At 38.4% G+C, this 15256-nt stretch carries 10 protein-coding genes; 9 read left to right on the forward strand and 1 reads right to left on the reverse strand.

Features of this window, described 5'->3' with window-relative positions:
- Positions 1 to 138: 138 nt before the first annotated feature.
- Positions 139 to 2616: a phosphoketolase gene (locus tag K9E37_RS06270; protein ID WP_004111342.1), complete on the reverse strand. Its 2478-nt coding sequence runs from the start codon at positions 2614 to 2616 to the stop codon at positions 139 to 141.
- Between the two features lie 402 nt (positions 2617 to 3018).
- On the opposite strand from K9E37_RS06270, the gene guaA reads away from it, so the two are divergent.
- From guaA to K9E37_RS06315, 9 genes are all read left to right on the forward strand, one after another.
- Positions 3019 to 4581 carry a glutamine-hydrolyzing GMP synthase gene (gene guaA / locus K9E37_RS06275; RefSeq protein WP_004111344.1) on the forward strand — a complete coding sequence of 521 codons (1563 nt, stop codon included), beginning with the start codon at positions 3019 to 3021 and terminating at the stop codon, positions 4579 to 4581.
- Between the two features lie 966 nt (positions 4582 to 5547).
- Positions 5548 to 5679 (forward strand): lacticin 481 family lantibiotic, encoded by a 132-nt coding sequence (locus tag K9E37_RS06280; RefSeq protein ID WP_004111352.1) that lies wholly within the window; start codon positions 5548 to 5550, stop codon positions 5677 to 5679.
- A gap of 34 nt (positions 5680 to 5713) precedes the next feature.
- A complete protein-coding gene (locus K9E37_RS06285) occupies positions 5714 to 8419 on the forward strand; it encodes a DUF4135 domain-containing protein (RefSeq protein ID WP_248893278.1) in 2706 nt (901 codons plus the stop codon).
- On the forward strand, positions 8406 to 10496 hold the full coding sequence (locus tag K9E37_RS06290; RefSeq protein WP_004111355.1) for a cysteine peptidase family C39 domain-containing protein: 2091 nt from the start codon (positions 8406 to 8408) through the stop codon (positions 10494 to 10496). Before K9E37_RS06285 ends, K9E37_RS06290 begins: the two co-directional genes overlap by 14 nt.
- Entirely contained in the window at positions 10489 to 11430 is a 942-nt protein-coding gene (locus tag K9E37_RS06295) for an ABC transporter ATP-binding protein (protein WP_004111357.1), read from the forward strand. Before K9E37_RS06290 ends, K9E37_RS06295 begins: the two co-directional genes overlap by 8 nt.
- Positions 11427 to 12179, forward strand: coding sequence for an ABC transporter permease (locus K9E37_RS06300; RefSeq protein ID WP_004111358.1), 753 nt, complete (start codon positions 11427 to 11429; stop codon positions 12177 to 12179). Before K9E37_RS06295 ends, K9E37_RS06300 begins: the two co-directional genes overlap by 4 nt.
- Entirely contained in the window at positions 12176 to 12916 is a 741-nt protein-coding gene (locus K9E37_RS06305; protein ID WP_004111359.1) for a hypothetical protein, read from the forward strand. Before K9E37_RS06300 ends, K9E37_RS06305 begins: the two co-directional genes overlap by 4 nt.
- Positions 12913 to 14142, forward strand: coding sequence for a sensor histidine kinase (locus tag K9E37_RS06310; protein ID WP_004111360.1), 1230 nt, complete (start codon positions 12913 to 12915; stop codon positions 14140 to 14142). The genes K9E37_RS06305 and K9E37_RS06310 overlap by 4 nt, the downstream gene beginning before the upstream one ends.
- The gene (locus K9E37_RS06315) at positions 14135 to 14818 is read left to right on the forward strand and encodes a response regulator (RefSeq protein ID WP_004111361.1); all 684 of its coding nucleotides are present in this window, start codon (positions 14135 to 14137) and stop codon (positions 14816 to 14818) included. Before K9E37_RS06310 ends, K9E37_RS06315 begins: the two co-directional genes overlap by 8 nt.
- The last annotated feature ends 438 nt before the right edge of the window (positions 14819 to 15256 follow it).

Genomic DNA, 15256 nt, shown 5'->3' on the forward strand with positions numbered 1-15256 from the left:
TGCATATAACCAGTTTTATTGCATTGTTTGTTTTTAATAGATGAAGCTTTTTTGTTTTAATACACAAAACGGGAGCCAACCTTTCGATTGACTCCCGAAATGTTTTAGCTAACCAGTTTTAACTTTATCAGCTTAAAACTACTCGTTATCGCCTGCGGTTGCAGCGGTAGCGGTGACAGCGCCTGGCTTGTCGGTCTTAACGCCTGGCCATACCCAATCGGTGTAGTCTGGGTGATCAAGACCCTTGTCGACTGCATACTGGAAGGCTTCGAGGCGGAAGTCCTCGAGCTTCTTGATTTCGTCGGCATACTTAGCTGCGTCAACCATGCGCAAAGCTTCAGCGGTAAGCTCGTAACGATCCATGTCGTTCACGCGAACCATGTCGTATGGCGTGGTGGTGGAGCCCTGCTCCTTGTAGCCATGAACGTTGAAGTTATCGTGGTTTGGACGATCATAAATCAAGCCGCGAACGTCATGTGCATAGGAGTGATAAGCGAAGAGGACTGGCTTGTCAGCAGTGAAGAGTTCAGTGAACTCTTCGTCAGTCAAAGCTTCGTTGTTTTCCTTAGCGGACTGCAACTTGAGCAAGTCAACAACGTTAACAACCTTGAACTTAACGCCAAGCTTGTTCAACTTGTCGGCAGCTGCCATCAATTCCTGCTGTGGAACATCGCCAACACCAGCGAGAACAACCTGAACTTCGTCATTGTTCTTAGCGTTGGAAGCCCACTTCCACTCAGCAGCACCCTTCTCGAGCTCTTCGCGAGCTTCGTCGAGAGTCAACCAAGTAGCAGCTGGCTGCTTACCAGCGAAGATAGCATTAATCATGTTGGTGGACTTGTAAGCCTTTTCAGCAACAGCAAGCAACATGTTGGAATCTACTGGGAAGTAAATGCCAATTACGTGATCGTTGTTGAAGGTCTTGTTCAAGAGCACGGAGGTTACGCCTGGATCCTGGTGCGAGAAGCCGTTGTGATCCTGACGCCATACGTGAGAGGACACCAACAAGTTCACAGAGGAGATTGGCTTACGCCATGGAATCTCGCGAACGGTAGCCTCAAGCCACTTTGCGTGCTGGTTCAACATGGAGTCGATAACGTGTACGAAGGACTCGTAAGAGCTCCAGATGCCGTGACGACCGGTGAGCAAGTAACCCTCGAGGAAGCCTTCCATCTGATGCTCGGAAAGCTGCTCGGTGACCTGACCGGTAACAGCCATGTGCTCATCGACTAAGCCGGAGAGATAGCCAGCATCCCACTGCTTGTTGGTTACTTCGTAAGCAGCCTGCAAACGGTTGGAAGCAGTCTCATCTGGTCCGAAGATACGGAAGGAATCTGGGTTGTTCTTGATGATGTCACGAGTGTAAACACCAAGACGACGGGTAGCTTCGAGCTGACCCCAGCCGTGACCGAATTCCTTAACTTCCTTGACTTCGTAATCTTCAAGCTTTGGAAGCTTCAAGTCTTCACGAATACGACCACCATTGGCGTTTGGATTTTCGCCAATACGGAGTTCGCCCTTTGGCATGAAGGAAAGAACGTCTTCCTTAACAGCACCCTTTTCATCGAAGAGCTCTTCAGGCTTGTAGGACTTCATCCAGTTCTTCAAAACCTCGAAGTGAGCTTCGGTATCGCGAGCAGATGCCAGTGGCACCTGGTGTGCACGCCAAGAACCTTCGGTCTTCTTGCCATCGATGAACTTCGGGCAGGTCCAACCCTTTGGAGTGCGGAAGATAATCATTGGGTAGTAAGGACGAGTTACATCGTTAGTTTGAGCCTCAGCCTTAATATCGCAAATTTCATCGAAGATAGTTTCGAACATGTCAGCGAAGCGACGGTGGATGGACATATGATCCTCATCGTCGAAGCCAGCAACGAACTCGTATGGTTCGTAACCCATGCCATGGAAGAACTCATGAAGCTCTTCATCGGAAATACGGGAAAGAATTGTTGGGTTAGCGATCTTATAGCCATTCAAGTGCAGGATTGGAAGCACGATACCATCGGTACGTGGGTTCACAAGCTTGTTGGACTGCCAACCGGTAGCCAAAGGACCGGTCTCAGCTTCACCATCGCCAACGATTGCTGGAACGAACAAGCTTGGGTTGTTCATAACAGCGCCGTAAGCGTGGGAGAGTGCATAACCAAGCTCGCCACCTTCGTGGATGGAGCCTGGGGTTTCAGGAGCGAAGTGAGAAGGAATACCGCCTGGGTAAGAGAACTGGCGGAAGAACTTCTGCAAACCAGCTTCGTCCTTTGTAATCTTTGGATAGTACTCAGTGTAAGTACCGTCGAGGTAGGACTGAGCAGTACCAGCTGGGCCGCCGTGGCCTGGACCCATGATAATCACGGTATTCTGCTGGTGGTCAGCAATGAAACGGTTGATGTGGCCGATAAGGAAGTTAAGACCTGGAGTGGTGCCCCAGTGGCCCACCAGACGATGCTTAACATCTTCGCGAGTGAACGGCTCCTTCATTAGAGGGTTGCTGCGAAGATAAATTTGGCCAATTGCAAGATAGTTGGCAACGCGCCAGTACTTGTCTACGCCTTCGATAGCTGCCTCGGAAACTGGAGCGTTGAGCTTCTTCCAAGGTGTGCCAATAACAGGACTCGTCATGTGTACTCCTGTACTCAAGCACTTTTCAGTGCAATTTGATCATTACCATTTGGTTATAGAGACTGGAAAACAAATGTATTACAGCTCTTTTTCCATCCGTTTCAGTATAGTGCCAGCGTCTGACTTTTGTTCGTTTGGTTACTTCTTCGTGCATTTGTGTTGAAAAAATGTGTGATTATGTGCGTAAAAAATGAGCCATTTGTATAGATTATGTTATATTTAATGTTCATTTTATACTTTATAGTTAAGCGTTTCGCACAAAAATCTGTCAACGTTATTTTGCAGTGTTAGACTGTACGTGTAACTTTTGTGTTTAATTTTCGGCGTTTTGTAATTACGTAACGTCGCAAAGTTTCACTATTATAAGTTGAATCGTATTAGAACTTATATATAAGGAGAATCATGGCAAAAGGACCAGTGCTTGTCGTTGATTTTGGCGCTCAATATGCTCAGCTTATTGCTCGTCGAGTGCGCGAAGCAAATGTGTATTCAGAACTTGTTCCTCACTCTATGCCAGTTGACGAAATGCTTGCTAAGGATCCTCAAGCTATTATTCTTTCAGGCGGTCCTGCTTCTGTTTATGAACCAGGTGCTCCTGACATTGATCCAAAGATTTTTGAAGCAGGTGTACCGGTTCTTGGTATTTGCTATGGCTTCCAGGTAATGGCTCATGAGCTTGGTGGCGATGTCGATAAAGCTGCACTTGGTGAGTATGGCAAGACTGCTGCAACTATTGATGATTCTGAAGGTTTACTTTCCGGATCTCCATCTGCGCAGAATACTTGGATGAGTCACGGTGTTGCTGTTAAGCGTGCTCCAGAAGGTTTTACGGTCTTGGCTCACACAGAAGGTGCTCCAGTTGCAGCAATGCAAGACGAAAGTCGCAAACTTTACGGTGTGCAATGGCATCCAGAAGTTAAACACACTCCATTGGGTCAGGAACTTATATCTACATTCTTACATAAGTGTGCAGGACTGAATAATAATTGGAATCCTTCTAACATTATTGAAGATCAGGTTGCTAAGATTCGCGCAGAAGTTGGGAATGCACAAGTTATTTGTGGTCTTTCTGGTGGCGTAGATTCTGCTGTTGCTGCAGCATTGGTGCATAAAGCAATTGGCAATCAGCTTACTTGCGTTTTTGTTGACCACGGTTTGCTTCGTAAAGGCGAAGTTGAGCAGGTTAAGCATGATTTTGTTGAAGCAACAGGCATTAAACTTATTGCAGTTGATGCAGAAGATGACTTTTTGAACGCACTTAAAGGCGTGAGTGAGCCGGAGCGCAAGCGCAAGATTATTGGCGAAAAGTTTATACGCACTTTTGAAAAAGCTCAGCGTCAAGTTATTGAAGAAGCTGGTAAAACTGGAGCTGAAGTTAAGTTCCTTGTGCAAGGCACACTTTACCCGGATGTAGTTGAGTCCGGTGGTGGTGATGGTGCTGCAAATATCAAATCTCATCACAATGTTGGAGGTTTGCCAAAAGATTTGAAGTTTAAGCTTATTGAACCTTTGCGTACTTTGTTTAAGGATGAAGTTCGTGCTATTGGAACTGAGCTTGGACTTCCAGATGAAATTGTTTGGCGTCAGCCATTCCCGGGTCCTGGTTTAGGTATTCGTATTGTGGGTGAGATTACACGCGAACGCTTAGCTGTTCTTCGTGAAGCAGATGCTATTGCGCGCGAAGAGCTCTCTAAAGCTGGATTGGATCGCGATATTTGGCAATGCCCAGTTGTTTTGCTTGCTGATGTTCATTCTGTTGGTGTTCAGGGTGATGAGCGCACATATGGTTCTCCAATTGTTTTGCGTCCTGTGAGCTCTGAGGATGCCATGACAGCTGATTGGTCTCGTGTGCCTTACGATGTATTGGCAAATATTTCTACTCGAATCACGAATGAATGTCGTCAAATTAATCGTGTAGTGCTTGATGTAACTTCTAAGCCGCCTGCCACGATTGAGTGGGAGTGACCGTCAAAGTAAATATGTAATCTGTAACGATTATTTAAGTCTTCTTAAATTAAGATTATATAAATTAATTTGTTTATAACTGAAATAGATTGTCAATGACTTTCAAAAGTAGCATGCTTAATTTTAGAAGTTTTATTTTATGAGTCGCGTTTACTATTACCAGTGTGTTTTTAAAATGACGTGGATATGTGTGCCCCTTTCCTATAAATGTTTAGAAAAGGGGCACATGTAGTATCAGAGTGAGTTGCAGAAAGTATATCTGTTAATGATTTTGTATTGTAACTTTTTCATTTCTTATTTGATGTATCATGATTATAATTAGTTTTGTATTGGTAAAGATCTTGGATAATACGTATCAATTAATAGATATTTATCTATAATCTATAGATTGAATTATTGTTTATATTTGTTGTTTAAATATTATGATTCTTTGTTTGCTGTTTTGCAAAAGTAATATGAAAAGTTTTTTATACTCTTATAAATGGGAGTTTTCAATAAAAGTTGTCTTTTGTCTGGTCCTCATCGAATTTTTTCGCCTATAATCCGAGTTGTGTGCACGGCTCATTAATAGTTGGTGTTTTACTCTAGAGGTTTTTATTTTGCAAAGACATAGGCTATGACAAACTTAGCTATTCCTGTATTGTTTGAAGAGGATCCCTAACGTTGTTGAGTGGTGAAGTTATTTGTAGATATGTTTTAAAAGCTATCATTTTAGTATGAGGAATGTTTATGATGCTGTGTATTCAATAGCTTAGGTGAGTTGCATGTATCAAAAACTAACATGAAGATATATATCTTATGCATAGAACTACATGTACCCTATAGTGGACAAAATATGCATGTTGATGGATAGGCACTTTTATATTTGTGATTATTAAATTGTCCTAAGTAACTAGGAATAGGTGAAGTTCTTCCTAATCTCTATTGACTACATTATTTTATTTGGATACCTCAAAGGAGACGAACATGAAAGATGTACTTGTTGAGATTACAGATGCTGAATTAGATGAAATTCTCGGTGCTGGAGATGGAGTCATGCATACATTGACTCATGAATGCCATATGAACACTTGGCAATTCTTGTTAACCTGCTGTTAAGACCATAAAGAAGTTAGGAAGGATTTCACCTAAAATGGTTACTGATGAAACCAATGAGCTATATCAGTTTAATGGTGTATTCGAAAAAGTTAGAAGTGCTGATATTCGTCTTATAGATACTTCTAATCTGGAGCTGGAGCATGTGCTTGGGCCAACGATAGTACTGTTCCTAGCGAACTATAAAGCCAAGAATGGGAAACCGTCTTTTGCTGATTTCATCAGTCGTTTAGAGCATGATGATACTTTCTTTTCAGAATTCATGCATTTAGCAAGGCATAGGCTAGAAAATGTAGCAAAACTAGAATTAAAAAAGAAAGAATATAAAAAATGGGTTACAGGTTGTTTGCATAGTGATGTTCATCAGATAAACAAGGTTTTCAATTATTCTTTCAATAAGAATAATAAAATATTAACTAAAGTTTGCGGTGATTTACATGAAACACCTCCTTCTTTCCTAGTAGAATCAAAAGACTTTAAGTTGTATTTGAAGCGTGGCTCAAATGGTAATTTACAAGTATTGGAAGTTCTATGGAGCTTAATATCTGAAGATGAGAAAATATTGGATTTGGTTTGGCCAAAAAGTTTAAATTTGGGGGATCATTCTTGGTATGAATCTATTGATCGCAAACCATTATCATCAAAAGAACAGGCTTCAAGATACTACCGGAGATTTGGACAAATTATGTGTTTGGCTTATGCGTTGCGTATGAGCGATTTGCATTATGAAAATATTATTGCTCATGGAGAATATCCTGTAATTATTGATTATGAGACACTAGGTGCGTTAAATATAAATGAAAGTTATCGCAAGAATGATGTTAGTTTTAATTATAAACTATTGAAGCGGATAAATAACAGTGTTCTTATGACAGGAATGCTTCCACTAGCTGCAAATCAATCTGAGCGTGATGATGTTGGTGCTATATCTTCAAAGAGAATACTTAGATCTGTTAAGGAACTGGTTGATATAGGAACTTTAGATATGAGGTTTGAGAGAAAAGATAGAATAGTCTCTACTAACACTGCCTCTCCCTTCTTAAGTAAATATGATGGTGAAGAAAATTTGGCATGGGAAGATTATTACGATGATATATTAGATGGTTTTCATTATACGTATACAGCTATTCTTAAAGTGCGTAAGGAGTTGATTGCTAAGTTAGAAAGTGTTGCTACATCTATAGAAAGTAGAATTTTATTACGTAATACCCGAGAATATGCTGCTGTTATAGAGGCGTTGAAATCATATCGTTTTCAAGAACGTAAGGAATATATTTGGAAGATTTTTTGCGAAAAGAAGTATGGTATTTTATCTTCAAATTTAGTTGACTACGAGCGTTCGGTTCTAGAAGTTGGACTTATTCCGTCTTTTTACTGTAGAGCAAATTCAAAAGATCTTTATGGTGGGAATAAACAGCTACTATGTGAGCTTTCTTTGACTCCTATGACTTTAATGAAACAACAACTTGAAAGGCTGAATACAAAAGATCTTAAATTTCAAGTTGATGTGATTGAGTTTTCTCTTAAAGGTGTAGCTACAGTGCAAAACACGCAATGGATAACCTATTGTGAGACTTGCAAAAAAAATAGTTTAATTGCGCTAAAGTCACAAACACAGATAGCTTCCGATTTATCTTTTAGTATTGAAGAATTCTTTACAAAGTATGCTGTAATTGATAAACATAATTCGAAGAATAGATATTGGTTTGGAGCCAATGTTGATGATCGGGACAATCTAGTTATTGATGTTGTTTCCAGTAATTTATATTCTGGAAGAGACGGTATTGAGACTGTTCTTAAAAATAGTCTTCCCGATGATAAGAATGGTCAATTTACATCTAGTTCAGTTTATTTGAGTTATATGTCTCGTTTGATTGTTGGTGAAGATCGTAATCGATTTTCATCGTGCAATATTAATGAAATCTTGAATTGTGTTCGAAAAGATAGTGTTCATGATGTTCTTGGAGGGAACGCGGGTTTTATTTTTTCTTTGGCTGATATGCACACTGATTATACGCATGTTCTTATTCAAGAAGCTGCATACAGTTTAAAGAAAAAAATGATCTGTGAAGAAGGGATTTTGCGATGGCCTATCGGAAATGAAGTAAGAAAAGCTAATGCCAGCTTTGCGCATGGTAATGCTGGCATAGGATTGTCGCTTCTTAAGGCTGGAATAGTTCTCCATAACGAAGAATACGTCGATCTTGGATTAAAAGCTATAAAGACAGATGATTCATTTATAAATGCAAGTGGTTTATGGGTGGATACGCGTCATATTCCATCAATTCCAACTGCTAACTGGTGTAATGGAACAACTGGTATGGTTCTTAGCCGATATTTATTATTGGAATTGGATAAAACAGTAGGATTTCTAGATTATTTTGAACGTCAAAAAGCTCGTGAAGAAATTCATTTAGGGATTCAACATATTCTTTCTAGCTTTTATTCATTAACAAGTTTTTCTATGTGCCATGGCATTTCAGGTAACCTTAAGTTGCTAATATTTCTTGATAAGCAAGGTCTTTTATCTGTAAATCAAAGTGTTGAATTGAGTCGTCAGATTAAACTATTCCTACGTTATATTGTTGATTTTGGATGTGGGTTCGGTAATAATCGTTTTCAATCTTTAGGACTTATGACAGGACTAGCAGGGATTAAATTGTTCCTCGATGAACTCTCTAATGACAAAGCAACTTTGTTTCCTCTTATTCCAGTAAGGAGTGATGCAAATGAAAATGATTAAACAACAGTCAGAAAAAGATTGTTTACTCGCATGTTTTGCCATGGTTTTGTCTGTTTATGGGATTAGCAGAGATCCATATTCGATTAATCCTGAACACTACCTATTTGAGTCTGATGGATTACGAGCATCTAGTTTGCGATCTTTATGTGAAAAATATGGTCTACTGTTAAAAGCATATCGTATTAATTCTTTAGAGTTGTTGGAATATGCCAAGCAAAGTGATTCAATCTTGATTTTACATTTGATCAACAATCATTATGTTGTGCTATCAAAAGTAAAAAAAGAGTTTTTAGTTATAAACGATCCAGCATACGGTATAAGACGTATTCGTATTGATGAACTTAGTAGAATTTTTTCAGGAACAGTGTTGTCGATTTCTAAAGATTCTTCATCAAAAGTGAAAATCGATAAAAAAGATCCTGTGAAAAAAACTAATGTTTTTTCTTTATTTTCAAAAACTGGTTTTTTGTGGATGCTGCTTTCTTTTATTTGTATTCAAGGTGTTTCATTATTATACGCTGCGTTATTGCGTTGTATAGTTGAGAAAAACAATAGTTTTAACTATTTGTTTATAGCAGTAGGGTGTATAGGGCTAATTACTGTATTGAATTATTTTGTGCAGGTAAAAGCATTAGAAAAAGGGGCTAGAGATTTTGATAGGGCTTATTCAAATCGTCTAATCAAATCAATGACACAACAGCCATTATCTTATTTCGAACGTTCCAGCATAGGTGCTTTAATCGAGAAGTTAGCTTTACGCACTACGGTGCGTGATACGCTACAAAAGGCAATCATTCCTCAACTGTTTTCAGCTATATCTTCTACTGTCCTTCTTGGATTCATAGCCTATTTTACCCCTATTATTTCAGTCGTTCTACTTTTAGGGTTAGCTTTTTTTGCAACCATTAACTATTTCATTGTTAATAGACAAAAAGAATTGACGTTTGATTTTATTCAATCTCAGCAAAACTTATCAACTAGAATTCAACATGATATTGAAGATATTGCTGTTCTTATTTCTACTCGTAAAACCAATTATATTGCAGATAAATGGATTCAATTAAATGATTCACTAACGTCTAGTTATCTATCGCTAACAAAACTAGTTACGTTAGCTCAGTCGTTCTCTTCTTTTTTCACATATGCTTCAAATATTTTTCTGGCCGTTTATCTAGCATTTTGTTTCAAAATGGGCAGTGTTAACCTGGGTGAAATGCTAATGATACAATCATGTGCAGCACTATCTGTATCAGGATTAAAAGATGTGCTTAACTCGTTTACTGGATATGTAACTGTACGACAAAATCTAGATAGGAATAATGACCTTACTGCTACGCAACCTAAACAATTATTTGTCGAAGATTCTTCTAGCTCTGAATTAGTTGCTACAAATTTGAGCGTAACTTTACCAGGAAATAAACATTTAGATTATGGGACTATTCATTTCACTCCTGGAGAGAAGGTATTTCTAATAGGCAGATCTGGTATTGGAAAAACAACCTTTATTAAGACTCTGCTTGGTTTAATACCTCATCAAGGTCTGTTGTATCAGCCGAGTAGTTTTAACGATAAAGTTGGAGTTTCGTTAGCTGATACACCTTTAGGCGGATCTACCATCCGAGAATTTCTTGTGGGTGAATATGATAAAAAAGATGCTAACTTACTTTGGTCGGCACTGGAAATAGTTTCTTTAGATCAACGTATAAAAGAATTTCCTTTAAAATTGGATTCCTTATTGTTGGAAAATGCTTCTAATTTGTCAAGTGGAGAAAAAAAGAGATTAGCTATTGCTCGCGCTCTTGTTTCGGCTCAAAACGGATGGGTTTTTTTGGATGAGCCTTATATTGGGTTAAATCAAGAACTTATAAAAACTATTCATTCGAATCTTAAAAACAACAAACAATTATCAATTATGTTAGTTACGCACAACTTGCGAATGTTGAAACCGCAAGACAAAGTTATATTTTTCAGTGATATTGCATCACCAGAAATTGGTACACATTCGCAGCTATTGAATAGTAGCGAAATGTATCGAAATTATTACAAATCACAAATGAATGGAGATATTAATGTCTAAGTACGCAATTGAAACTTGTAGACTATCAAAAGTCTATGGTGATCAGGCTGTAGTGCGGGATTTGTCTATTCATGTTCCACGTGGAAGCATCTATGGTTTTCTTGGACCAAATGGTGCTGGCAAATCAACAACTATGAAGATGTTGCTTGGTCTTGTTAAACCTTCAAGTGGTCAGATTGTAGAGTTTCGGAATTCTGCAAGTAATGGTAGCTCTAAGAAAGTGTTGCCGGGGTTATTGGTGGGATCGTTGATAGAAGGTCCGGCATTTTATCCTAATTTAAGTGCCTTAGAGAACGTTGATTTGGTTTGCGATTATCTTGGCATTGTTCGTGCTCAAGGTCGAGAAGCACTCGACATGGTTGGGCTTTCAGGTATAACTGGTAAAAAACCAGTGAAAGCGTTTTCTTTAGGAATGAAGCAGCGTCTAGGTATAGCGCTAGCTTTGGCAGCGAATCCACCTGTGTTGATTTTAGATGAGCCAACAAATGGTTTAGATCCTGCTGGTGTAGTAGAAATGCGTCAGCTAATTGTTAATTGGGCGCATAACCGTGGTACGACGGTGATGATTTCATCTCATATACTTTCTGAAATTGAACAGATGGCTGATTATGTGGGGATTATCTCAGCAGGAACTTTACGCTTTGAGGGGCGTATGCAGGATATTTGTTCTGCAGGGTACTTGCAACTACAAGTTTCTGATATGCAATCTGCAGTAGTTCTATTATCTAATTGTGGTATTGATTATAAAGTGGAAGAGGCTAGTAGATCCCTAATATTGCCAATTATATCTAATGAAGTAGTAGCAAATTTGGTTGCACATCTTGTGAATCAAAATGTGAAAGTATATAGGGTACAAATGGTTCGTCAATCTTTGGAAGAAGCATTCTTAGAACTAACAGATCCAATTTACACATCAAAGGTGGTCGCAAAATGAAGCAGTTTATTTTAACGCTAAAAAGTTTGCGTCATCGACAGATTTTGCTGATTACATTATTATTCATTGCTGTTGTTGGCTTATGGTTGGGTGCAGCGCTTGCTAAACGTGCTCGTGGCCCCAAAGAGATTCACCTTTATTTGCTAGCATTGAATGAGGTGATGATGTTAGCTATCTACGTGTTACCGATTATTGCTGCAATTGTCGCCTCTAGGGTGGTAACCACATCGCGTGATGGTGGTATGGATACTAAACTGCGTTCTATGGGAATTTCTGCTAGTCGCCAGTTTGGTGCAAATCTTGTTGTAACTATAATGATTACTACGCTAGTTGCTGTTTTCATTTTGGCATTAGCGCTCGTATCATCGTTAATATATGGATTTAATAGACCAAACAACATTACAATAATATCATTATCTGCTTTACTTGCACTGGTAGGAGATGCGATTGCTGTAAGTGCTATACATACATGGGCTGCTACACAATTTTCACAACAAGGTGTGACTCTTGGAATGGCTGTGGTTGCTGCTATAGGTACATCTGCACTTCCATTTGCTGGTTTAAATTATTTATCTTGGATTTTGCCTTGGGGTATTGTTAGTGCTGCGAATCCGGTACTTGGTTCAACTGGTGGCGTGGTTACTATTAGCTCCGAAGCACTACTGTTTGGCGTAGTAGCAGTGATTGTTGGGATTTTCTGGTCTAGTGTGTGCATGTTTTTGATTAAAATTAGAAAGGTGGAACAATGATAAAAAAAACATTTGCTTGGGAATGTAGGAAAAATAACATTACTTGGTATTGGATTGCTTTATTGTGTACGTCTTTTCTTGGATTGCTTATGGGAATTAGTCAATATGAGTCATATGAAGCAGAGTTCAAGGCTCAAGGAGTTACCTATTTAGCAGTATGGGGTCAGTCTGCGTTGTTGCCAACGACATTATTCTTTCCTATATTGCTTGGTGCACTGCAAGCGCAGAAAATGTCTAATGAGCATAATGGCCGTAATATTGCTCGTTTAAAGGCTATTGGAGTTGTTAATAAGTATATTACAACATTGACGCTTCATTCCTTTGTTATTTCTATGTTTTCTGTATTGCTGTTTGGCACTTTACAACTTGTTGCTGGCATATTTCTTCATTTTCATATTTCTGATGTATTTTCTCTAGTTCCTCGTTTATTTGCGATTGCATTAGCGATGACAGCTTGGCAACTGATTGTAGTGGGTATTGGGGTTCGCCTTTCAGGATTTTCTTCAATTGTTACAGTTGTGTTGGTTTCATCACTCATAGGATTTGGAATGGCTATTGTTGCACCCGCATTATCTGTTGTTTATCCACCGGCTCTTCTTGCGTATGCAAGTGCTGTACGTTGTATAGGTGATTTTTATGCGGTAGGTTCGATTGTTATCTCTGTTATGATGAATCTAATGTGGATAATTTTAGGAATGATATTCATAAAGGTTCAATTCAAACGAGCAAGGCTATGAGCACTTATATGCGTGAGAAAGCTTTATTTCATCACGATTATAACGCTAGACGAATATCCTCAAGTAGTTACCGGCTTGGGTTCTTTGACCAAATATATGCAGCTTGGATAAATAACTCTGAGCCGGTATGGATTATTGGAATACTTTCGACTATCTATCAAATAATAATTGGATTACGTAGTGATGCTGATCCGATTATAGTGTGGATGACGGTTGTGCTAACTTCTATTGCAGTATTTGGTAGGCGCCGATATTGGCATATTTCTGTTGCTTTATCTCTTATGGCCGCTAGTATATCTGCCTATTGTGGAGATGTAAATATTGGATTGCTTACCATGTATATTCTGGCTTCTTCAGGTATATGTTTGCTTGATATGCGAAAAATGTTAATAGGTATATTAGCCTTAGGTGCTGGAGTTGTCTTATCAACTCTTTATGGATATGTAGTCTTCGGCAGGAAATTAATTATTCCTGCCATTTCTGTTTTTGTATTTACATCTCTAACTGCTGCTCTAATACGAATGAGAGCAAATCAGGTCAGAGAGAAACAACAAGAACAAGCCATATTATCTGAACTACATGAGAGTGAATCCCAAGCACGAGTTAATGAGAAAGCTACGAGAATGGCAACTGTGCTACACGATTCTGTTGGACATTGTCTTACCGCAATTATTAGCCTCACTGAGGGTCTGCAAGTAGATGATGATTTAGATGTGAAACAGCATGAAATAGTGAAACTTATCAACGAATATGCTAGAAGTGGCTTACGGCAAACGAGAACTCTAGTTAACTCGATATCTGGTGGAGAACAAGATAGTAATAAGGAACATTCTATTACCGATATTGAAGAACTGGTTGCAGGAATCAATAAACTTGGAATACGTGCACAGCTAGAAATAACACCAGTAGTTCCAGAAGTGGGGGTTCAAATTCAATGGGCATACAGGATTATTCGCGAATCTATAACGAATACTTTGAAACATGCTACACATGCTACAGAAATTAGTGTTCAAATCACCATAACGTTGAAAGGAGAACTCGAAGTTGTTGTAATTGATAATGGCAAACAGATGGGTATTCATGAACAGACTCCGTCTACTGGTTATGGTCTTGCTCATATCGCTGCTGATTTAGTCAGTATTGGAGGCTCTATTACTGCAGGGGTCTATGCTAGAGGTGGCTGGAGAGTGCATGCAATTATACCAAAGGAAAATATCTATGATTGATCGCAAAAAAATCCGAGTTATTATTGTCGATGATCAGAAAGCTATCCGTTATGGATTTTCAATGATAATTAACAAATCTGCTACATGTACTGTCATAGGATCTTGTGAAAACGGGCTAGTTGCATTAGATATGCTTGAAAGGTTATCTGCATCGGGTGAGCAGTTGCCGGAAATAATAATTATGGATATTAGGATGCCTGTTATGAATGGGATCATTGCGACAAAACATATTAAAACTAAATACAGAAATATTAAGATTCTTGCACTTACTACTTATGATTATGACGACTATGCATTTAAAATGCTAAGTTCTGGAGCTTCCGGTTTCCTACTAAAGGATGTGCGCGGACCGCAACTTATATCTGCTATTGAAGCTATTAATGCAGGAGATGCTGTGCTAACTCCAAGAATAACAGGAAAGATATTAGCTCGTCATGTTTCTCAAATCAGTGCAAGTCAAGATGTGCAAATAGCTAGAGCTAAATTTGATGCTCTAACAGAACATGAAATTGAAATAGTAAGCCTTGTGTCATGTGGTCTCAATAATGCAGAAATTGCTGAGAAGCTTTTTATTGAACCTGATTCAGCCAAAAAAGCTGTCTCTCGTATTCTTGCAAAACTGGGGATGCGTGATCGCGTGCAACTAGCTATAGAATGGATAAAAACTTCTAATTGAGTAAAAATAAAAGTCATACTCTAATTAGACATATGTAAGACAATTCACATTTACGAAATAAATCGAAAAATTTAATAGTTTTGCACTCAAAAACGATAAAAACAATTATGTGGTATGAACTGTGCTAAAAATTAAAAATATTTTACTCAGCAGTTTTATATGTATTGTATATTTGAAAAAGTGGGAGTGACAGTTTTTGATGAGAATTATTGACCGAAATATAAACATATGTTTATACAGTAAAACATATGTTTATTTTCATTAAAAACTGTAATAATTACTGATTTTATAAAGCACTTCGTGAAAATGGAGTGCTTTTTTCTGTATATTGGTGTGTCGAATTTTCTAAAAACAGGTAAAAATTTCGAATTTTATTGATATTTAATAAATATTTTAGTTATAAATAGTGTTATTTTAATTGTTTATAATGTTTAAACG

This window comes from Gardnerella swidsinskii (assembly GCF_023277705.1).
Classification (GTDB): domain Bacteria; phylum Actinomycetota; class Actinomycetes; order Actinomycetales; family Bifidobacteriaceae; genus Bifidobacterium; species Bifidobacterium swidsinskii.